This window comes from Citrobacter sp. XY323 (genome assembly GCF_025106035.1).
GTDB classification, from domain to species: Bacteria; Pseudomonadota; Gammaproteobacteria; order Enterobacterales; family Enterobacteriaceae; genus Citrobacter; species Citrobacter braakii.
On record NZ_JANYUK010000002.1, the window covers coordinates 97,110 to 116,836 of the forward strand.

A 19,727-nucleotide genomic window follows, 5' to 3' on the forward strand; every position below is an offset into this window, starting at 1 on the left:
AGCACTATATGTGTAAAAATGCCTGTTAGATATCTGCCAGGTAACTGAAAAATATTGCGTTATTCCTGTTTCTCTCTGACAGTGACAGCGGTGTCTACATAAAACAGAGCAATAAGGTAAAGGGAATGATTCAACATAAATCGAAGATATTGACGTTTACGCTGTTGACTGTCTGTTTGATGTCTATCAACGGCGCGGCGATGGCGGCAAATGTTCCCGCAGGAACAATTCTTGCAGAAAAACAGGAACTGGTCAGAAACAATGGCAGTGAGCCAGCGTCGCTGGATCCGCATAAAGTCGAAAGCAACGTTGAGTTTAATTTAATCAGCGATATGTTCGACGGACTGGTGGCGGTTAAGTCGGATGGGTCTATCGAACCCCGGCTGGCCGCGTCCTGGGAGAACAAAGACAACACCGTCTGGACCTTTTATTTACGTCCGGGCATAACCTGGTCAGATGGGTCTGCCATTACCGCACAGGATGTCGTCTGGAGCTGGCAGCGTCTGGTCTCACCGCAAACAGCTTCACCTTATTCCTCGTATCTGGGCAATATGCACGTAGCAAACGCCCTCGATATTGCCCAAGGGAAAAAAGATCCTGCCGATATCGGGGTCAAAGCCCTGGATGATAGCACGCTGGAAATTACCCTGACGCAGCCAACGGCGGCGTTTCTGGCGATGCTGGCGCACCCGTCACTGGTTCCGCTGGATAAAGTGCTGATCGGCCGCTTTGGTGATAAGTGGACCCGGCCAGAACATTTTGTCTGCAGCGGGGCGTACAAGTTATCGCAGTGGGTAGTCAATGAGCGCATCGTTGCCGTGCGTAACCCGCATTATTGGGACGATCGGCACACCGTCATTGATAAGGTCACTTATTTGCCCATCAGTTCAGAGTCCGCAGACGTTAACCGCTATAAGGCCGGCGAAATCGACATTGTGTATAGCGTCCCGGTCAATCAGTTTGCGCAGTTGAAAAAGACGATGGGCGATGAACTCTATGTCTCACCTCAGCTTTCAACCTATTACTATCAGTTCAATACGACGCGAGCACCGTTTAATGACCCGCGCGTGCGCCGGGCGCTGAATATGGCGTTAGATAAAGACATCATCGCACAAAAGGTGATGGGGCAGGGACAACGCGCGGCGTGGGTTATCAGCCAGCCGGAAATAGGGGGAGTGCAACTGCATGCGCCGGAATATGCGGCGTGGCCGTTCGAAAAACGCATTGCCGAAGCTAAGAAACTGCTGGCTGAAGCCGGTTTTGGACCTGAGCATCCGCTTAGCCTAAATCTGCTCTATAACACTTTCGAAACGCACCAGCGTATTGCCATTGCCGCATCGTCAATGTGGAAGAAAAACCTCGGCGTAGAGGCGAAGCTGCAAAATCAGGAATGGAAAACCATGCTGGATACCATGCACACCGGTAATTTTGACGTCGTGCGCTACGCATGGATCGCCGATTATGATGATGCCTCAAGTTTCCTCAATATTTTCCGTACCGGCGATAGCGAGAATACCACCAGGTACAGCAATCCCGCTTTTGATGACGCGATGCGCAAGGCGGCGAAAGCAACTTCGCTGGAGGAGCGAGGCAAATACTACCAGCAGGCTGAAGACCTTTTAGGAGAGGATGTACCAGCGATTCCGGTTTACCACTATGTCCGCACGCATCTTGTGAAGCCGTGGGTGGGAGGATTTGCGCCAGATAACCGGGGAAATTACTACACCAAAGATATGTTCATCAAAAAACATTAAGCGCTGTAGCCAGTATTTGTGCTGAATAAACGGTCAATCTGTTGTTATTTCAGTCGATTAACAATATTTTGGCTGTTTTTCAGGCAAACGAACGCATTGGTGCTTTACAGGTCCGTTCGGGATGTTTATAGTGCGCCTCATTGGAAGCGTGGCCGAGCGGTTGAAGGCACCGGTCTTGAAAACCGGCGACCCGAAAGGGTTCTAGAGTTCGAATCTCTACGCTTCCGCCAAACATAAACCCCGAGCTATTTAATAGCTCGGGGTTTTTTCGTTTTGTGCAGTTTATGTCATGCCATCTTTCACCAGCCTTAGTCGCGCAAGGGCAACTCAGCGCTGCTGCCCGGCGGAAAGCTGACGAACTGAATCATCTTCATATCTGGCAAGGCCTACATGAGCGAACGCCTTTTCATTCGTCGTAATATCCATAGCAGCCCCAGCATAAAGGCCAGGTAGCCCATAACGTAATATCCCTGCTGCCTTCGTTCTGCAAGCGTTGGGTCGGCTGCCCATGCCAGAAAGGCGGTGACATCCCTGGCATATTGCTCCTCCGTTTCAGCTTGTAGCGACGCCGGGCGCCATTGAATCTCTCCGCTGGTCAGCGGTTTCGGCATGTTAATCACGCCACCGGGAAAATAGCGATTAGCCTTCAGTTCGGGATCGGCAGGTTGATAACCGGTTAGCAGCGCGTAGACGTAATCTGCTCCCTGGTCCGTGTAGGGCAGAAAAGCATCCAACAGAAATTGCGGGAATCCGCGATCGTATGAGCGGGCACGCACGATATAGCTCAGGTCAACGGGGGAAGCACCATTGTTAAGGTATCGTGCTTCCTGCTCGTTTAGATACGGCGAGATGAAGCTGTCATTTAGCGTCCCGTCTCGCTCGCCAATCTGGCCGTCATCCTGAAGCTCAGGAAACTGATAGCCGCTGGCGATACTTCTTGCTTCTTCAGCCGTGAGTTCCGGACCGCCGGGCCTGGTCAACGACCGAAAGCTAAGGTGCTTTATGCCGTGACAAGCGCGACACTTCTCTTCATAAACCTGCAGGCCACGTCGAAGCTGCGCTTTATCATACTGGCCATTGATGCCGCTGAAGCTCCATTCCTGCCGTTCAGGCGTGGCTTCCTGCGCATAGGAGGAACCCAGTCCCAACAGAGAAAAGGACAGAATGCTGAATTTCAATAGTTGTTTCATCATCAATCCTGCTTTTCCAGAAAACGACGGCAAGGTAATACGATTAAAAACCAGGCAAACCAAATCAGAGTCGAAAGCTGCGATGCGGCACGGATCCAGCCCTCTTCGTTACGGAAACCGTCAATAAGATCGGGGCCAACCAGCGCTTTCGACCCTAACCAGCCTAAAAAGCAGGCATTAATGACCCACAGCCAGAATCCGCATTTAACCAGTTTGCTGTAATGGCGAAAACGAGCCCGGGAAGTATCAAGCCAGGGAAGGAAATAGAAAATCAGTACCGAGCTGCACATTGCGGCTAAGCCAACGAATTCATTTGGGAAGCAACGCAAGATGGAGAAGAAGGGGAGAAAATACCATTCCGGCGCAACAATCGCGGGTGTAACTGTTGGATCCGCAGGAATAAAGTTATCGGCGCTGCTCAGATAATGCGGCGCGAAGAATAAAAACCAGGCGAAAATCATCAAAAAAAGGATGATTTTGATGGCATCAAGATCGGTAATTTTGTAATCGAACAGCAGGCTCCTGGACTCTTTCTCGCTAAACCTCTTTTTCATCGCCTGCGCAAACGCCGACTGTACGGTGCGAATATGAAAAACCGTTGCGCCGACAATCACAAAGGGAAGAATAAAGTGGAGAACAAAAAAGCGGCCAAGCATCGGCGTTCCCGGAGTATGGCTGCCGACTAAATATGCGTAAAGGGTATCGCCCACCAGCGGAATGGCCTGGGCAAAGCGGGTAATTACCGTAGCCGCCCAGTAGCTTTTTTGCCCCCAGATAAGGCTATAACCAAGAAATGCGGTCATCATCAGCAGGATATACAGCGTCACGCTAATCATCCACATTGTCGTCCAGGGCTTGCGGTAAACGCTGTAGTACATGCCACGAAAAATATGCAGATAACAGGCAAAGAAAAAGAGCGACGCGCCAATAGCATGCATGTTGCGTAACAGTTCTCCATGGCGAACCGCACGCATAATATGAATAATGGAGTCAAATGCCAGCTCGGCCGTCGGCACGTAAAACATCGCCAGCACGATACCCGTAAGGATCTGCACGGCGAGTATAACCAGCAGGATGGCGCCGATTGCGAATACCCAGAGTCCGGCAATCGAGCGAGGAAACGGGATACGCCAGCGAAGCGAATAGACGCGCTCACTCCTCATTTCAGGCTTCCTTCGTGCCGATACGCACGGCCTGACCATCCGAATGAATAACGTAGTCCGGGATTGCCAGGTTGGTCGTCGCGGGGCCGCGCGTCACGCGCCCGGACGTATCAAACTCTGAACCGTGGCACGGACAGATCCAACCCACCCCTCCTGGTCGGGCGTTGGGTACGCACCCGGCATGTGGACAATACCCTTGAACCACCAGCCATTGAGGATGAGTAGCAGAGACCCTCTCGCTGTCCGGTTGTGGGTCGATAAGCGTATGCCAGTCGGCACTTCTGGCAGTAATAATCTCATCCTGGGTGCGATGGTGAATAAGAATCAGCTTTCCCTGCCATACGCGTCTGACGGTTTGTCCAGCAGCAACCCCCGCAAGAGAGACATCAATCGGTTCATTTTCCGCAAGAGTCTTCTCATCCGGGCCCAGGGCCGAAACCAGCGGCCAGACGGCAGCAGCGACGCCTGCCGCACCGACGAATTTTGTCAGTTTACACAGACATTCCCGGCGCTGTTCCTGGATTTCGCCATCTGCAAGTTTGTTCTCTGTCACCTCGAATTTCTCCCTGAGTATCGCGGATTAACGTTTGTCGATACGCGCGTAAATTTCCTGAAAGCGCTTATCAGCAATACCCGGTGCTTTGAATGCCCGATAGCTTGCTGGTAACGTGGCATCTCCTACCTTAATCAGCATCACCATGCCCTGAGCGTAATGCGGTGTACATTTGATGCCGTAAAATCCGGCATTGTCATAAGTTACTTCGATCTCTTCATCTATTTTTCCCAAAAAACCGGGATAGTTAGCCGGAGACAATTCAGCGATTGAAGCCGCGTTGTGGCTCTTATGTTTACGGATAAACTTCACCGTATCCCCGGGCTGGATCTCCAGATAATCCGGCTCATAGACCATTGGTCCCGCAGACCCACGATTTTTCATCAAAACGTCGTGAGTTTGTGCGAAGGTTGAAGAGGCGAGGGCGAGTAAACATAAAACTTTCAGACTCTGTTTGAGATATTTCATCGATTCTTCCTTAAAATTCATCAGGTCTTTGATAACGGATAAAACAGTTTTCAGCGCCAGTTTCATGTTCAACAATGGCGTCGATACCAAACCAGGCATGGAGGTTTTCACGGGTAAACACGGCGCAAGGAGTCCCCTGCATAGCCATATGCCCGGATGTCATGACGATGATGCGATCGCAGAACATCGCGGCATGATTGAGGTCGTGCAGAGCGGCAATGACCGTGAGCTTTTCACGTTTAACCAGACTAAGCAGGCCAATCTGATGTTGAATGTCGAGATGGTTGGTGGGTTCATCCATCAGTAACAACTGCGGCTGCTGCGCCAGCGCCCGGGCGATATGCAGGCGCTGTTTTTCTCCCCCGGAAAAGGTATGCCAGCATCGGTGCTGTAATTCACGGAGATCGACCTTCTCCAGCATAGTTTGCACGATATCGTCATCTTTGGCGGACCAGGGCGAGAGCAGGCTAAGCCAGGGCGTGCGCCCCAGAGAAACGGCTTGTAAAGCGGTAAGACGCTCGCTGGTTTCTGCCTGTTGTTCGACCAGCGCCACCCGCTGCGCAAGGTGACGCCGCGAATAATGCTGGAGCGCCTTTTGCTGCAGGGTGATACGCCCGGAAGTTGGCTTCAGCAAACCGGCCAGCAGTGAAATCAGTGACGTTTTGCCCGAGCCGTTGGGACCGATGATGCCGACAAACTCGCCGGGCGTTACGCTGAGTGAAATATCTTCAACAATCGTCTTACCTTTTACCTTCCAGTACAAATTACAGGCTTCAATAACGACTTGCGCAGAGGTAACGAGTGGCTGTACGAGGTTCACCGTCATTTGTTCTGGTTTCCTCTAATCAGAATGATTGAAAACGCAGGAGCGCCGACCAGAGCCGTGATCACGCCTATTGGTAGTACCTGACCGGGTAGTAACGTGCGGGAAATAACATCAGCGATAATGAGGAAAATAGCTCCGGTAAGCGCACTAACCGGCAGCAGTCGATGATGCTGGTTGCCGACCAGCAGACGAGCAGCATGAGGGATCACCAGACCGACAAAGCCGATCGCACCCACAATGGAGACCATAATCGCCGTCATGCCGGTGACGGCGGCAATCAGTACTGCACGGGTACGTTTTACCGGAATGCCCAGCGATGCCGCAGACTCCGCACCAAAGGAGAAAGCATCAAGATGGCGGGCATAACAGAAGCACAGCGCGATACCGACCAGAGCGGTAGGAATGGCTAAGACTACATCGGGCCAGCGTACACCGCTCAAATTGCCCAACAGCCAGAACATAATACCGCGTGCTTGCTCGGCGTTTGCTGAGCGGGTGATGATAAGCGATGTAATCGCATTGAAAAGCTGGGAGCTGGCGATCCCGGCAAGGATGATTTGGGTTGTCACCCCCCCACCTTGTCTACCGCCAGCGGCCATCGCCAATAGCGCAACGAACAGAAATGCCGTCAGCGCACCAATGAAAGCGCCCAATGACATACTGATGATGCCTGCGCCAAGTCCAGTGAGAGCAATCAGCACCGCTCCGGTGGACGCTCCGGCAGAAATCCCCAGTAGATAGGGTTCGGCGAGCGCATTGCGTAGCAGCGACTGTAACACTACGCCGGAAACAGCCAGGCACGCGCCGCAACTGGCCGAGACCAGCGCTCGGGTCAGGCGGTAGTTCCAGACGATCCCTGCATCCAGCGCATCGACAGGATAGTGTGTATCAAAAAGATGATTTGCCAGCGTGCTGAGAACATGCTGCCAGGGGATAAGCGTTTCGCCGATGGAAATCCCCGCCAGCAGCACGCCACACATTAGCGCACTGACCCAAACGGCATGCCCACTGACTCTCACCGCAAGCTGACCAACAGCGCGACGCATCCTGCGTGAATCACTCATGATTATCTGCGTTCCTGAGTAACGGAGATGCGCTATACCGTGCGAGGATATAGCGCAAAACGTAGATTAATGAGCAGCCTGCGGATGTGCTAAGCCATATTCAACAAGGGCATCAGCCAGTTTTTCCACACCATCAATAGTTCTGATCCCGGCATTCATGGTCTGTACGTCAATGACCGGTAGATGGTTTTCCTTGACGGCAGGAACCAGTTTGGCGACAGGATCGGACTTGAGGTATTCCATCTTGACCTTCCAGTCATCCGCCGGGAAGCGGCGACGGCTCATCTCACCGAGCACAATGAGTGAAGGATTCGCTTTTGCGATGGTTTCCCAACCCACCGTTGGCCACTCTTCAGCAGAATCAATCACATTCTTCACTCCCAGCGTTTGGGCGATCCATGCCGCCGGACCAAACTTCCCGGCAACGTAAGGGTCAAGCTGGAGATCGGCGCTTGAGAACCAGAACACGGCGGAAACATTCTCATCCATTCCGGTAATTTTGTTTTTCGCTGCGGCTTCACGTGCTTTAAGGCTGGCAATCAGCGCCTCGCCTTTATCCTGAACATCGAAGATTTTCGCCAGATCGGCGACTTCCTGATACACCATGGCAATATCAAACATGCCCTTACGGACACCATCACCACCATCTTCGTTATCTTTCGCACAGTCAGCTGGCGCGGTGTAAACGGGAATTTTCAGTTCACTAAACTGTTCGTAAGAGGCAACCGTGCCAGCAGGGCCGATTTGCCACTCAAACTGACTGGCGATCAGATCCGGTTTTTTCGCCACGATCCCTTCAAAGCTTGGAATATTTTGCGCGATAACGGCGACTTTTTCGTTTGCTGTTTTATAAGCCTCCAGTACCGGGCCAAACCACAGCGAAGTACCCACGACGCGATCGGCCAGCCCCAGTGAATAGAGAATCTCGGTACTGTTCTGACCCACCGTCGCCACGCGCGTTGGTGCCTGATTGAAGGTAATATCGCGGCCACAGCTTTTAATCGTCAGAGGATATTCGGTTTTTGCTGCCTCGGAAAAACCGGAAGTAAGCAGGAGAGCAGTCGTGCCAAAAATAGCCAAAAGCGTTTTTTTAGAGAAGTAAAAGGTAGAATTAGCGTGCATTATCATCGTCCCGTTGATGCCAGAATCTTAAGGTCTGGTCATGGCTTATTTCATTCCATATATCGGGAGGAGACATGAAGATAGATGACATTCAATCGTGAAATTTAAGAATGAAGATATGCAAAAAATGCAAATAAGCTTTACTCAGCCAAAATCTTATTCATAAATACACTACCGCTTGCGTCAAATAATTCATCCCATGGACCATCCCGTCCACTCAATGGCATATACCTTTGACAGCAGGTCTCCTGACTCACGGTAATCAGAATATCGGCCTTCCCATAAAGATGAACTTTACAGTGACCTGTGGTTTATGAGCCACACAGGGATATTCTGCATCCGCCTACAGTTGCGGGGGCAGTTATGGAATTGAATTGAATAATTCTCACCATATTCCTATTCATATACAAAAATGTAATGAAATGCTGTCGAAAGCGACTCTAGCGGCAATTGTTAACAAGGTCAACCATCGAGGGCAAGAGATAAAAGGTAGTGGTGTAGAAAAAATACTCATTTAATACAGTGAGTTATGATTTTGTTGGTTACTGCGATGTTGTGAATGAAAATAACAACAGGAAGCTAAATGAGAATTGGTTGATATTGATCAAATTACACGCATACTGAAATTTCTGTGTATGAAACATATTGATCACCATCAAAAGTTCCGCATATCAGCGCTTGACACTTTTTTGTGTACTCTCCATATGTACCAATTGCCATTCATCCTCCATATCCATAATCACGTTAAAATTGTTACGCAACCAGAAATAATACCCTCCGGGTAAAAAATGATGTGTGTGAAGATACAAAGTCTTATATTGATGTTGCTGACAGAATACCTCAGCTAAAGCAAACAACTGACTTCCGATCCCCTGTCTGCGGTAGCGCTCATCCACGTAGCAACGACAAATTTCCGCCGTTTCAGCCAAGTTATAGCGACCACGTAGTTCAGTAATACGATCATCATATTGACATACCGCCAGTGTAGCGATTAATTCCTGGTTTTCACTCCACGCGCAAAGTAATGAATTCCTTTCCTGCAAGATATACTGTTGTTCGAGAGCAAAGAGATCTTCTTCGGCAGAAGGCATGGCTCTACCGGCATTGAAGAATAAATTAAGATGCTCAACAAGAAACGACTGAACAGCAGGAATATCGGCGGGAGTCATCTCACTAAACCTAAATGGGATCATGGCAGCATAACTCAAATTTAGAACGGAAAATGATAATAACAATAAGACCACTTTAAAAACAATATTGACGCTGCAATGGATACTCGTGTCAACGCGGTGGTAACCAACGATTTGGGTGCAAATCTGTTCCTTTATTGCGCTGGCCCTCGCTTTTCTTTGCTGTGGAGGAGGCTCATTTTTCTTCTGTACCCTCTGCCCGCAACACTAACTCTCAGAAATGAGAGGCCGATCCTCTGAGCAGGACTTTTGTCCTCAATCCTCTGCAAACCGCTGGTTACAATCCCTGCATATCTTCAATACCCATAATTCAGGAATTGTTATGACTGCACATATTAATGCTAAAGCGGGTGATTTTGCGCCAACCGTTATTATGCCGGGCGATCCGCTTCGCGCTAAGTTTATTGCCGAAAATTATCTAATGGATTACCGCGAAGTCACCAATGTACGCAATATGCTGGGCTATACCGGTCTTTATTTTGGGCAACCTGTTTCGGTGATGGGACATGGCATGGGTATACCGTCAATGACGCTTTATGCTCATGAACTGGTACATGATTTCGGTGTACAGAGAATTATTCGTGTCGGCAGTCTGGGGGCAACACAACATCATGTCAAAATGCGAGATATTATTCTTGCCATCGCCGCCGGAACGGATTCCGTCACAAATTTAAAACGTAGCGCGGGCTACACGATGGCGACATCTGCCCATTTCCCATTATTGCAGCAGGCGTGGGCATTGGCGCAGAAGGCCGGTATTGACGTTAAAGTCGGCAATGTCTTCAGTGGCGATCTTTATTACGATCCTGACGAAAATTTAATACCTGCACTGGAAAAGTTTGGTGTGCTGGGTGTGGATATGGAAGTGGCAGGGTTATACGCTTTAGCGCATCAGTTTAATATTGAAGCGTTGGCTATATTAACCGTATCCGATCATTGCCTGACAGGAGAAGAAACAACGGCGGAAGAACGGCAGTTAACCTTTAAAAATATGATAGAGCTGGCGCTAAATACAGCTGTTACGGCTTAGCATCAGCATTTAAATGAACCAATCAGAGATGGCATTATATGAAGAATAAAATAGCACTTACGCTGATTAGTTTTCTGGCAAATTTTATTATGGCAGGATTTGCCAGTCAGTTTGGCATGCTGATTGAACCGATTGCAGTACGCTACAGTGCCGATGTGAATACCGTCGCCTCGATATTTTCGTTGCTTAACGGTGGGGCGTTAGCCGGGACCATTGCCGCCTTTTTCCTGATTGAGAAAATCGGCGTTAAGCGTATGACGCTCATTATCTATTCGATAGTGTTCCTCTGCGCTCTGGCAATGCACTTAAGCCCTGGCTTATGGCCGGTGATGGTCGCCATGACCCTGGTGGGTTTCTGCGGCGGGATTGGTCTGTGCGTGGCCGGAACGATCGTGGTTTCGGTTTGGCAGGATCGCATTCAAAGTACGATGCTGGTGGTGCAGGACGCCACCTTTAACGTCGCGGGCGTAGTTTTCCCGCTGATTACCACCTTCGCCCTGACGCACAATATGTCGTGGAGTTACAGCTATCTGAGCGTAGGCATAGTGGCCTTACTCACGCTGGGCGTTGTGGCTCTCACCCGCTTTACCGCCTGTGAAACGGCTCCTGCAGCGGATAGCGCAGACCCGGTGAAATCCGAGTGGAATCCAGGGATTATCAGCGGAGGCATTGGCCTGTTCTTAGGTATGTTGGCGCTGTATACCTTCCTGACCTGGGCACCATTATTTGTGAAGAACAAATTTGGTATTCCCTTCGAAGAAGCAGGTAATATTATTACGCAATACTGGGGTGCTGCGCTGGTCGGCGCGTTAGTCTCAACCGTTATTGTTTCCCGCGTAAAGATACATTATTTCTTGCTTAGCATTATTTTGTTAGCTTGCGTTATTACCACCATCATTGTCACGAAGGAAAATATCTCCGGGCTTGATTATCTGGCCTATAGTTACGGGTTTGTCTGCGCAGCGCTGTATAACTCCTTTATTGCCTACGGGGTTTCTTTCGTGAAGCGCGCGAGTAGCCAGAACGTTTCTTATATTTTAATTAGCGGTAGTGCTGGCGCCATGTTTAGTCCGGCGATCAGTGCGCTAATGGAAAAAACTATGGGATTGCAGAAAATTATGTACGCAATACCGGTGTTGTATTTAATTATCTTTATTATGTTGATGGGTACATTAAAACTCAAACGTAATTAAACACAGTAATAACGCTTACCTCTTTAATTAGATAGCCCGCCGTCACGCCATTTATCTGGTGGGGCGACACTCAACCTTGCTCAAAGGAATTGAAAATGCTGAAGAAAAATAAATCAATGATGAAAAAAACAGTTCTGGGTGCGGTAATTGCGATGTGCTGTACGCAAGCGCTTGCGGCTGATTATGCCGATGGCAACATCCGCAAAAATGATTTTAACTGGATGCAGATGAACTTAATGCAAAGTGTGGATGCGAAAGTGCCTTATGGTATTCGTAATGACACCTATCTTGAGCTGGAGTTTGGCGCACGATCCGGGATTATCGATCTGTATGGTTATGTGGATTTCTTTGATATTTTGGATCGCGAGCAGGACGATCGTCACGGGGGGGATAACTTCTTTGCCAAGATATCTCCACGTTTTTCCCTCGACGCCATTTTTAATAAAGATTTATCCGTTGGGCCATTTAACGAATTCTATATCGCAACGGTAAATAACATTGGTGACCGGGAATTATTTGAGCATTACGTTGGTCTCGGCACGGATGTTAAAGTGCCGTGGTTTGGTCTGGTGGGAATGAACATTTATGCGCACTATGTACGTGAAAATTACGGTGCAGATAACGAAGGCAAGTGGGATGGTTACATGTTCTCGACCAACTGGTCGACGCCGTTCTATACGTTCGCCAACGGCAGTTATTTGAACTATCAGGGTTACTTTGACTACCAGTTCGCCGCGAACAAGATTGCTAACCAGCCGTTATATAGCAATAACGCGATTGAATGGTATAACGGCATCTACTGGCATTCAGAGCATTATGCAGTAGGTTATGGCTTAAAATATTTCCGCAACATGGCATTAATGGAAAACCACGGTGGAGCAGGGCGTACCACCGGGCTGGGTCACTATTTCAACCTCACCTATAAGTTCTGATTGCGCTGAAATGACACACCAATGCTCCGTTTGCCAGGGTTGGTGTGTCAGTCAATGATGTCATTGCCGAGAAATTTACGCAGCCCATCCAGATCCTTAATCTCCAGTCCTTGCTTCGTGCGCGTTACCAGCCCGGCATCCGTCAGCGCTTTCACCGCCCGCCGATAGACCCGGTCGGTGGTGCCGAATCGCTCAGCTTCCTGGTATTTTTTATGAAAACCATCCATTGGCTGCTTGTCCTGATGCTGGCGATACAGGTCATACGCTACGTTATGTACGATAGGGTAGAGCATCCGGTGCAGGAAGATTTCCAGCATATCCTGATAATCAACGGCCATTGCGCTGGCGAAAAATATCGCCAGTCTGGGGTGCTGGTTCAGCGCTTCCTCCAGACGGTCACAGTTGCATACCGCCACGGTCAGCGGTTCTTCGGCTACGATATCAAGCTGGCAACGATACCCGGTAAAAAACTCCATTTCGCCAAACAGTTGCTCATCACATTCCATTGCACCCAGTTGGAAACGGCGACCATTCTCCGCGCTATAACGCAGAGAAATTCTCCCTGACTGCACCATGATTAGTCGATCGACTACCTGTCCCTGGCGGTAAAGATAGTCATCTTCCTGGATAATCTGTGTTTCAGAGAGCAACTCCTGGAATATCTTCTCAATTAAGGCATCATCTTGCTGCCAGATATTGTGAAAACGACCTTTTGTGAGGGGCTTAAGCTGCATGGCTCAACGTCTTATTGTTTGAGATAATTCTTATCGCTGACTGTATGCCATCTGCTGCGCAATGTCATTAAGAGCGGGTTGCGGATAATAAAAGGGCCAGCATCATGCTGGCCTTGACACATTAAGGATGGCTGATAAAACGAGACAATCGCTGGCGCAGCAGGCGGTTTTCCTGCCGCAGTTGAGCGTTCTCTTCCAGCAATGTCAGCGCAACGGCAATTCCCGGCCAGTCAAGTTCCAGCTCCTGACGCAGGCGTATCGCGCGACGCATGACAGTCAGCGCATGATCGTCAAATGTTTCGTCTTCATGAGGTTCTATCACCCCTAAGCCGACAATCTCCTGTAGCTCTTCTTCTGACACACCGGTGTACAGACAAAACTCGGTAATGGTAAAGGTGACGGTGACGTTAGCCATTATGCTTTCCCCCACTCTTTGCGCGGATCAAAGGTCTTTTGTGCATCCGCCAACTGCTGCCACAGGGCGGCGCTGGCGTCGTCAGGTTTCGGCGGCATGACGATTTTGATCACCGCATACAAATCGCCGGTATGTTTTTTACTTACCAGACCTTTGCCCTTAATGCGTAACCGCTGCCCGGCCTGGCTGCCCGCAGGAATGGTCAGCAGGATGCTCTCTTTTAACGTCGGAACGGTTACTTTCGCGCCCAGCGCGGCTTCCCACGGCGCCAGGGGAACGACCACTTCCAGATCCTGATTAACGATATCGAACAGCGGATGTGGCGCGATATGAATCACCAGCCACAAATCACCGTTTGGCCCGCCGTTTTCACCGGGGGTGCCCTGGCCTTTCAGACGAATACGCTGACCGTTACCGACGCCAGCCGGAATTTTCACATTCAACGTTTTAGGAATTTCACGTTCGACCATGCCGAACGCATTGTAAACCGGCAGGGTGTAACTGATCGTGCGGCTATGCTCAGTAAGCGTTTCTTCGAGGAATACGGCGACTTCAATTTCAATATCGTGCCCGCGGCTGGCATGACGCTGGCGAGACTGTTGCGCATGCTGACCAAAAATGGAGGAGAAGATATCGTCGAAATCTTCGGCGTTATAGCGTTGATTCTCTCCTTGTTGGAATTGACGGTTGAACTGTGGGTCGTTGCGGTGCTGCCACAACTGGTCGTACTCGGCGCGTCGCTGTTCATCACTCAGGACTTCCCAGGCTTCAGCAACCTCTTTAAACCGGGCCTCCGCGTCAGTCTCTTTGCTGACATCAGGATGATATTTACGGGCGAGGCGACGATAGGCGGTCTTGATTGTCTTGAGATCGTCTGTCGGTTTCACGCCCATAATGGCGTAATAATCCTTTAATTCCATAGCGTTCTCTCGTGTAAATCAACACTTGCAGAAGGTGAACCCTGACAACAGGTATCACCGCTAAGTTTAGGGTAATCCTGATAACGGAGAATGCCAACCGGGAAGGGAGGATATTGCTATAAACGATGCGGGCATTGCACCACCAACAGCGCTTTTTAACGTTATGGCGTCTGTTGTGTGGTGCGAATAGTGAGATTAGCTAAACATCAGGATTTAGTGATCAGGAAGCGGACCGTATCAGCATAGTTTTGTACGAACGCGTTAAGGTCATCAGATTTCAGTCCTTTCGGATTGATCATATATTTACCGTTGATAAAAAAGGCGGGCACACCGGTTAAATCTACAGCTTTAGCCATTTCTTGCTGTTTGGCGGTTAGTGATTTCACGGCAAAACTATTCCATGCAGCATCATAATCACTGGCACTGACGCCCGCGCTGATAAATACGTTACGAATATCGTCCGCCGATTTAATGGTTTGTTTTTTCTGCACGGCATCAAAAAGCAGCGGTTTAACTTTATCTTGCACGTTCAACAGCATGGCGACGGACCAGGCGTGCGTCATGTCTTGCCCCAGAGGGCCTAAAAAGTCGACGTGGTATTCGGTGAGTTTGACGTCAGCAGGCAAAACTTTTTTCACGTTATCAGTGATTTCAAAAACTTCATCGTACTGATAGCAGGAAGGACAATAGAATGAGAAAAACTTCAGCGCTGCCGGGGCTGAAGCGACGGGTTTTTCCAGTGAGATAAACTCTTTGCCGTCGGTAAATGGTGCTGCCTGAGCGCTAACGGTAAAAAGTAACCCAATCAGGGGTAATAAATATTTTTTCATTTCCATATACTCTAAATAACATTCAATAAACAAATTTTCTGCGAATGAATACGCTCTTCATTGCGTCGGGCTATAATACGATAATGACCTAAAAATGCGCTGACCCTTACTTTCATTTACGCATCAATACGTAGCGGGACAGTATTTATGTACTGTTCTGCGAATATCCTTTGGTACTCTTCGTAAATAGTGAATGATCACTTCCGTGATATTTTCGTAATTATTTTGGCAATGTTATATTGTAATAAATAAAAACGAAAATATGATTAATTATCATTTAATTTATAAAACGTGAGCAGCAACGCGTTGCGCTATGTTCTGTCAACGCAGCCGTAAGATTTTCTTTTTCTTGTAGCGTTTGAATGAATAGGGTAAGTGTCAGTGATGAGCAACCAAAATGGATATCGCTATGATTGACCACCTGGATCATCTGGTATTGACCTCCAATAATGAAGAGGCATGCGTTCATTTTTATGTCGAACTTTTAGGGATGAGGCTGGAAACCTTCGCGCAAGGGCGGAAAGCCTTCGTCTTTGGCAATCAGAAAATTAACCTCCACATTCGGGGAAAAGAGTTTGAACCCAAAGCTTACGCGCCAACGCCGGGGGCGCTGGATTTGTGTTTTATCACCACACGTGCGCTGGAAGAGGTGATAACCACGTTTCAAACGCACGGGGTCGATATTGTTGAGGGACCGGTTGCACGAACCGGTGCGATGGGACCGATTCGCTCGGTTTATGTCAGAGATCCCGATCTCAATCTGATTGAAATCGCGGTATATCCTGCTGATGACAGGACATAACTTTACAGCGCAAAGGTTGCCAAAACCTGGTGAGTGGTTAAGATAACTCGCATCAATCAGTGAGGGTATAATGGCGAAACGTCAACGGATGGGATGGTGGTTCCTCTGTCTGGCATGTGTTGTGGTGATGGTTTGTACCGCACAACGCATGGCGGGCCTGCACGCGTTGCAGATGGACACCGTTGCCACAAGCGTTGTCGTAAGCGCACAAGCGCAGACCGATGAGGCCTCGTCCGTTACCCCTTGTGAACTGAGCGCGAAGTCATTACTGGCGGCGCCCCCGGTACTGTTCGAAGGCGCTATTCTGGTGCTGTGTCTGCTGCTGTCGCTGCTGGCGCCAGTGCGGGCGTTTCGTCTGCCTTTTTTCCCACCGCGAGCCATCTCGCCGCCCACGCTAAGGGTACATCTGCGATTTTGCGTCTTCCGTGAATGACAGAACAGCCGTTGCTGACTGTTAGATAATTATTCACGGAGAAAATATATGATGACTGTTTTCAGGCAGGCGCTGCTCTGTCTGTTATTGCTATGGCTGCCCGTATCCTGGGCGGCTGAACCCGGCTGGCTGCGTTCACCCGATAACGATCACGCCAGCGTGCGGTTACGCGCTGATACGTCCTCAGGCGGCGAAACTCGTCTGTTGCTGGATGTTAAACTGGAGGACGGCTGGAAAACCTACTGGCGTTCGCCGGGCGAGGGAGGCGTCGCGCCATCTATCGCCTGGCAAGGGGAAATGCCTGCGGTCGACTGGTTCTGGCCAACCCCTGCACGCTTTGAGGTCGCTAATATCACGACCCAGGGCTATCACGATAATGTGACATTCCCGATGGTTGTGCGTGGCAGATCGCCCGCCACGCTTAGCGGTGTTTTGACGCTATCCACCTGTAGCAACGTTTGCCTGTTGACGGATTTTCCTTTTTCCGTGACCTCCACGACCCAGGACCCGACTTTTGCGCATGACTATGCGCAGGCAATGGGGCAGATCCCGCTTGCCAGCGGCCTGACCGATACTTTGCGCGCTGGCGCACGGGCCGGCGAGCTGGTCGTCGAGGCTCACCGCGCGGGAGGCTGGACTGCGCCTGGGCTGTATCTGGACGCCGTTGATGATGCTGATTTTGGCATGCCGCAAATTCACGTCGCAGGTGAGACGTTACGCGCCACGGTGCCCGTTCATGATGGTTGGGGGGAAGGCGCGCCGGATTTACGCGGTAAGTCGGTCACGCTGGTGCTGGCAGATAACGGTGTTGCCCAGGAAAGTCGTCTTGCGATTGGCGAAGCCCCGGTTATTGAGAACGCCTCACTCCCATTGTGGCAGGTGGTGCTAATGGCGCTGCTGGGCGGTTTGATCCTCAACCTGATGCCCTGTGTGTTACCGGTTCTCGGCATGAAACTGGGCTCTATTTTGCTGGTTGAGGAAAAAAGCCGTCACCAGATCCGCCGTCAGTTCCTCGCATCGGTAGCTGGGATCCTGGTCTCCTTTATGGCCCTGGCGTTATTGATGACAGTGCTACGTTTAACCAATCAGGCGCTTGGCTGGGGGATCCAGTTTCAGAACCCGTGGTTCATTGGCGTCATGGTCGTGGTGATGCTGACATTCAGCGCCAGCCTGTTCGGGTGGTTTGAATTCCGCCTGCCTTCGGCGATGACCACCACGCTGGCGACTCGCGGTGGCAACGGCTTGTCGGGACATTTCTGGCAAGGCGCATTTGCGACCCTGCTCGCCACGCCGTGCAGCGCCCCGTTTCTGGGAACAGCGGTAGCGGTGGCATTGACCGCTTCGTTACCAACGTTGTGGGGACTGTTTATCGCACTTGGCCTGGGGATGAGCTTGCCGTGGCTGCTGGTGGCTCTGCGTCCCGGTCTGGCGCTGCGTTTGCCGCGTCCGGGACGCTGGATGAATATTTTGCGGCGTCTTCTCGGTGTCATGATGCTGGGTTCGGCTATCTGGCTTGCGACGTTGCTGCTCCCGCATTTAGGGCTGGCCGGACACGCTAGCGCTAAAGAAAGCGTGAACTGGCAACCGCTTAGCGAGCAGGCGATTGAGGATGCGCTGGCGCAACATAAGCGAGTGTTCATTGACGTCACTGCCGACTGGTGCATCACTTGTAAGGTCAACAAATACAACGTGTTGCATAAAGATGACGTACAGGCCGCGTTGCAACAGCCGGATGTAGTGGCGCTGCGCGGCGACTGGACGCTCCCTTCTGAAGCCATCACCGAATTTCTGAAAAAACGCGGCCAGGTTGCTGTGCCGTATAACCAAATTTATGGCCCCGGTCTGCCGGAAGGCCAGGCGTTACCAACGTTGTTAACCCGCGATGCGGTATTGCAAACGTTGACCGACGCCAAAGGAGTAACCCCATGAAAATAATGATTGTTCTGCTGTTAACCCTGTTTTCTGCCGTCAGCGTAGCGAAAGAGCCTGCACCGTTTACACCGGAACAGGAAAAGCAAATTGAAGCATTAATCCAGGAGGCCCTGTTTAACGATCCCAACAGCCCGCGGATTGGCGCTAAGCAGGCGAAACTGACCCTGATAAACTTCACCGATTACAACTGCCCGTACTGCAAGCAACTGGATCCCATGCTGGAAAAAATTGTGCAGAAATATCCTGACGTGGCGGTAGTGATTAAACCGCTGCCGTTTAAAGGGGAAAGTTCGGAACTGGCGGCGCGGACCGTGCTGACCACCTGGCTTGAGCATCCGCAGCAGTTTCTGGCGCTACATGAAAAACTGATGCAGAAAAAGGGTTACCATACCGATGTCAGTATCAAACAGGCGCAGGAAAAATCGGGAGCCAGTCCGGTGACGTTGGGTGCCCAAAGTGCTGAAACGCTAAGCACTAACCTGCAACTGGCGCGACTGGTGGGCGTGCAGGGCACCCCCGCAACGATTATTGGTGATGAGCTTATTCCCGGTGCGGTGCCGTGGGAAACCCTTGAGGAAGTGGTCAAAGAAAAGCTGGCGGCGGCCAATGCTCAGTAAACTGCGCCGCTGGCTGCGCGAAGGGCTGATCTTACTGGCGCTGTTGGCAGGGGCGATGCTGCTGATGGATGTCTGGCGTGCGCCGCAGCTCCCTGGCTCTTTTGACAGTACGCCTTTGCAAACGCTGGATGGTGAAACCGTCACGCTGGCGGCGCTCAGCAAAGACGAGCCGGTGCTGCTTTATTTCTGGGCGAGCTGGTGCGGCGTTTGTCGCTTCACGACGCCGGAAGTCGCCAGGCTGCGTTCGGAAGGGGAAAACGTGATGACCATTGCGTTTCGCTCCGGCAGTGAAGCTGAGGTGTCTCGTTGGCTGTCGCGTAAAGGCGTGGACTTTCCGGTCATCAATGATGCGAACGGGGCAATCTCCCGCAGTTGGGCGATTAGCGTCACGCCCACGCTGGTGGTGATGTCACAAGGTCGGGTGGTGTCAACAACCAGCGGCTGGACCAGCTACTGGGGCATGAAGCTTCGGCTGTGGTGGGCAAAAACGTTCTGATAATGTGCCGGGGAAACCCGGCATTTTTTATATTATTACCCGTAAGCGGGAAGACATATTTCG

Annotated in this window: 21 protein-coding genes, 1 tRNA gene and 1 riboswitch; of the genes, 10 read left to right on the forward strand and 12 right to left on the reverse strand. The window is 50.6% G+C overall.

Features of this window, described 5'->3' with window-relative positions; translation table 11 throughout:
* The first annotated feature begins 125 nt into the window (after positions 1–125).
* Both N0B36_RS03910 and N0B36_RS03915 read left to right on the forward strand, forming a co-directional pair.
* Positions 126–1,754 (forward strand): ABC transporter substrate-binding protein, encoded by a 1,629-nt coding sequence (locus N0B36_RS03910; RefSeq protein WP_259686094.1) that lies wholly within the window; start codon positions 126–128, stop codon positions 1,752–1,754.
* A 142-nt stretch (positions 1,755–1,896) separates the two neighbouring features.
* Positions 1,897–1,984, forward strand: a tRNA-Ser gene (locus N0B36_RS03915).
* Positions 1,985–2,140: 156 nt separating this feature from the next.
* Here N0B36_RS03915 and N0B36_RS03920 read toward each other — a convergent pair.
* From N0B36_RS03920 to N0B36_RS03955, 8 genes are all read right to left on the reverse strand, one after another.
* Entirely contained in the window at positions 2,141–2,944 is an 804-nt protein-coding gene (locus N0B36_RS03920; RefSeq protein WP_311044822.1) for a cytochrome c1, read from the reverse strand.
* A gap of 2 nt (positions 2,945–2,946) precedes the next feature.
* Positions 2,947–4,107, reverse strand: a complete 1,161-nt coding sequence (locus N0B36_RS03925) for a cytochrome b N-terminal domain-containing protein (protein WP_103766114.1) — start codon at positions 4,105–4,107, stop codon at positions 2,947–2,949.
* A 1-nt stretch (position 4,108) separates the two neighbouring features.
* Positions 4,109–4,660, reverse strand: coding sequence for a ubiquinol-cytochrome c reductase iron-sulfur subunit (gene petA / locus N0B36_RS03930; RefSeq protein WP_049042414.1), 552 nt, complete (start codon positions 4,658–4,660; stop codon positions 4,109–4,111).
* Positions 4,661–4,687: 27 nt separating this feature from the next.
* Positions 4,688–5,128 carry a pseudoazurin gene (locus N0B36_RS03935; RefSeq protein WP_047501117.1) on the reverse strand — a complete coding sequence of 147 codons (441 nt, stop codon included), beginning with the start codon at positions 5,126–5,128 and terminating at the stop codon, positions 4,688–4,690.
* A 10-nt stretch (positions 5,129–5,138) separates the two neighbouring features.
* Complete coding sequence (locus N0B36_RS03940; RefSeq protein WP_153690541.1) at positions 5,139–5,954, reverse strand: ABC transporter ATP-binding protein; 816 nt, start codon at positions 5,952–5,954, stop codon at positions 5,139–5,141.
* A complete protein-coding gene (locus tag N0B36_RS03945) occupies positions 5,951–7,018 on the reverse strand; it encodes an iron ABC transporter permease (RefSeq protein WP_016156150.1) in 1,068 nt (355 codons plus the stop codon). The genes N0B36_RS03940 and N0B36_RS03945 overlap by 4 nt, the downstream gene beginning before the upstream one ends.
* A gap of 66 nt (positions 7,019–7,084) precedes the next feature.
* A complete protein-coding gene (locus N0B36_RS03950) occupies positions 7,085–8,140 on the reverse strand; it encodes an ABC transporter substrate-binding protein (protein WP_259686096.1) in 1,056 nt (351 codons plus the stop codon).
* A 220-nt stretch (positions 8,141–8,360) separates the two neighbouring features.
* Positions 8,361–8,585: riboswitch (cobalamin riboswitch) on the reverse strand.
* A 226-nt stretch (positions 8,586–8,811) separates the two neighbouring features.
* Complete coding sequence (locus N0B36_RS03955) at positions 8,812–9,309, reverse strand: GNAT family N-acetyltransferase (protein ID WP_259686097.1); 498 nt, start codon at positions 9,307–9,309, stop codon at positions 8,812–8,814.
* A gap of 343 nt (positions 9,310–9,652) precedes the next feature.
* Here N0B36_RS03955 and deoD point away from each other — a divergent pair, with 343 nt between their 5' ends.
* The 3 genes from deoD (at position 9,653) to N0B36_RS03970 (ending at position 12,485) form a co-directional block, all read left to right on the forward strand.
* On the forward strand, positions 9,653–10,360 hold the full coding sequence (gene deoD, locus N0B36_RS03960) for a purine-nucleoside phosphorylase (protein ID WP_016156154.1): 708 nt from the start codon (positions 9,653–9,655) through the stop codon (positions 10,358–10,360).
* A gap of 38 nt (positions 10,361–10,398) precedes the next feature.
* A complete protein-coding gene (tsgA, locus tag N0B36_RS03965; protein ID WP_016156155.1) occupies positions 10,399–11,553 on the forward strand; it encodes an MFS transporter TsgA in 1,155 nt (384 codons plus the stop codon).
* A gap of 95 nt (positions 11,554–11,648) precedes the next feature.
* Positions 11,649–12,485, forward strand: coding sequence for an outer membrane protein OmpK (locus N0B36_RS03970; protein ID WP_016152568.1), 837 nt, complete (start codon positions 11,649–11,651; stop codon positions 12,483–12,485).
* Positions 12,486–12,532: 47 nt separating this feature from the next.
* Here the strand turns inward: N0B36_RS03970 and N0B36_RS03975 are convergent, their stop codons facing one another.
* The 4 genes from N0B36_RS03975 to dsbA form a co-directional block, all read right to left on the reverse strand.
* The gene (locus N0B36_RS03975; protein ID WP_016152569.1) at positions 12,533–13,219 is read right to left on the reverse strand and encodes a Crp/Fnr family transcriptional regulator; all 687 of its coding nucleotides are present in this window, start codon (positions 13,217–13,219) and stop codon (positions 12,533–12,535) included.
* Positions 13,220–13,340: 121 nt separating this feature from the next.
* Entirely contained in the window at positions 13,341–13,634 is a 294-nt protein-coding gene (cbpM, locus tag N0B36_RS03980; protein WP_200048886.1) for a chaperone modulator CbpM, read from the reverse strand.
* Positions 13,634–14,554, reverse strand: coding sequence for a curved DNA-binding protein (gene cbpA, locus N0B36_RS03985; RefSeq protein ID WP_016152571.1), 921 nt, complete (start codon positions 14,552–14,554; stop codon positions 13,634–13,636). The genes cbpM and cbpA overlap by 1 nt, the downstream gene beginning before the upstream one ends.
* Before the next feature lie 206 nt (positions 14,555–14,760).
* Complete coding sequence (gene dsbA / locus N0B36_RS03990; protein WP_047359508.1) at positions 14,761–15,384, reverse strand: thiol:disulfide interchange protein DsbA; 624 nt, start codon at positions 15,382–15,384, stop codon at positions 14,761–14,763.
* 397 nt (positions 15,385–15,781) lie between these two features.
* Between dsbA and N0B36_RS03995 the strand changes: the two genes are divergently transcribed.
* From N0B36_RS03995 to N0B36_RS04015, 5 genes are all read left to right on the forward strand, one after another.
* On the forward strand, positions 15,782–16,186 hold the full coding sequence (locus N0B36_RS03995) for a VOC family protein (RefSeq protein ID WP_080981783.1): 405 nt from the start codon (positions 15,782–15,784) through the stop codon (positions 16,184–16,186).
* A gap of 70 nt (positions 16,187–16,256) precedes the next feature.
* Positions 16,257–16,619 carry a hypothetical protein gene (locus N0B36_RS04000; protein WP_016152574.1) on the forward strand — a complete coding sequence of 121 codons (363 nt, stop codon included), beginning with the start codon at positions 16,257–16,259 and terminating at the stop codon, positions 16,617–16,619.
* 48 nt (positions 16,620–16,667) lie between these two features.
* Positions 16,668–18,548: a protein-disulfide reductase DsbD gene (locus N0B36_RS04005; protein ID WP_259686099.1), complete on the forward strand. Its 1,881-nt coding sequence runs from the start codon at positions 16,668–16,670 to the stop codon at positions 18,546–18,548.
* Positions 18,545–19,168: a DsbA family protein gene (locus N0B36_RS04010; RefSeq protein ID WP_016152576.1), complete on the forward strand. Its 624-nt coding sequence runs from the start codon at positions 18,545–18,547 to the stop codon at positions 19,166–19,168. Before N0B36_RS04005 ends, N0B36_RS04010 begins: the two co-directional genes overlap by 4 nt.
* Positions 19,158–19,664 (forward strand): protein disulfide oxidoreductase, encoded by a 507-nt coding sequence (locus tag N0B36_RS04015; RefSeq protein WP_259686100.1) that lies wholly within the window; start codon positions 19,158–19,160, stop codon positions 19,662–19,664. Before N0B36_RS04010 ends, N0B36_RS04015 begins: the two co-directional genes overlap by 11 nt.
* Positions 19,665–19,727: the final 63 nt, after the last annotated feature.

Bases quoted from the DNA above. Each gene is read 5' to 3' on its own strand.
- N0B36_RS03950 (WP_259686096.1), bottom strand. From the start codon at position 8,140: ATGCACGCTAATTCTACCTTTTACTTCTCTAAAAAAACGCTTTTGGCT.
- cbpM (WP_200048886.1), bottom strand. From the start codon at position 13,634: ATGGCTAACGTCACCGTCACCTTTACCATTACCGAGTTTTGTCTGTAC.
- N0B36_RS03910 (WP_259686094.1), top strand. From the start codon at position 126: ATGATTCAACATAAATCGAAGATATTGACGTTTACGCTGTTGACTGTC.
- N0B36_RS03925 (WP_103766114.1), bottom strand. From the start codon at position 4,107: ATGAGGAGTGAGCGCGTCTATTCGCTTCGCTGGCGTATCCCGTTTCCT.
- deoD (WP_016156154.1), top strand. From the start codon at position 9,653: ATGACTGCACATATTAATGCTAAAGCGGGTGATTTTGCGCCAACCGTT.
- N0B36_RS04005 (WP_259686099.1), top strand. From the start codon at position 16,668: ATGATGACTGTTTTCAGGCAGGCGCTGCTCTGTCTGTTATTGCTATGG.
- tsgA (WP_016156155.1), top strand. From the start codon at position 10,399: ATGAAGAATAAAATAGCACTTACGCTGATTAGTTTTCTGGCAAATTTT.
- N0B36_RS04000 (WP_016152574.1), top strand. From the start codon at position 16,257: ATGGCGAAACGTCAACGGATGGGATGGTGGTTCCTCTGTCTGGCATGT.
- N0B36_RS03945 (WP_016156150.1), bottom strand. From the start codon at position 7,018: ATGAGTGATTCACGCAGGATGCGTCGCGCTGTTGGTCAGCTTGCGGTG.
- N0B36_RS03920 (WP_311044822.1), bottom strand. From the start codon at position 2,944: ATGAAACAACTATTGAAATTCAGCATTCTGTCCTTTTCTCTGTTGGGA.
- N0B36_RS03940 (WP_153690541.1), bottom strand. From the start codon at position 5,954: ATGACGGTGAACCTCGTACAGCCACTCGTTACCTCTGCGCAAGTCGTT.
- cbpA (WP_016152571.1), bottom strand. From the start codon at position 14,554: ATGGAATTAAAGGATTATTACGCCATTATGGGCGTGAAACCGACAGAC.
- N0B36_RS03970 (WP_016152568.1), top strand. From the start codon at position 11,649: ATGCTGAAGAAAAATAAATCAATGATGAAAAAAACAGTTCTGGGTGCG.
- N0B36_RS04010 (WP_016152576.1), top strand. From the start codon at position 18,545: ATGAAAATAATGATTGTTCTGCTGTTAACCCTGTTTTCTGCCGTCAGC.
- N0B36_RS03935 (WP_047501117.1), bottom strand. From the start codon at position 5,128: ATGAAATATCTCAAACAGAGTCTGAAAGTTTTATGTTTACTCGCCCTC.
- dsbA (WP_047359508.1), bottom strand. From the start codon at position 15,384: ATGAAAAAATATTTATTACCCCTGATTGGGTTACTTTTTACCGTTAGC.
- N0B36_RS03975 (WP_016152569.1), bottom strand. From the start codon at position 13,219: ATGCAGCTTAAGCCCCTCACAAAAGGTCGTTTTCACAATATCTGGCAG.
- N0B36_RS03955 (WP_259686097.1), bottom strand. From the start codon at position 9,309: ATGACTCCCGCCGATATTCCTGCTGTTCAGTCGTTTCTTGTTGAGCAT.
- N0B36_RS04015 (WP_259686100.1), top strand. From the start codon at position 19,158: ATGCTCAGTAAACTGCGCCGCTGGCTGCGCGAAGGGCTGATCTTACTG.
- N0B36_RS03995 (WP_080981783.1), top strand. From the start codon at position 15,782: ATGGATATCGCTATGATTGACCACCTGGATCATCTGGTATTGACCTCC.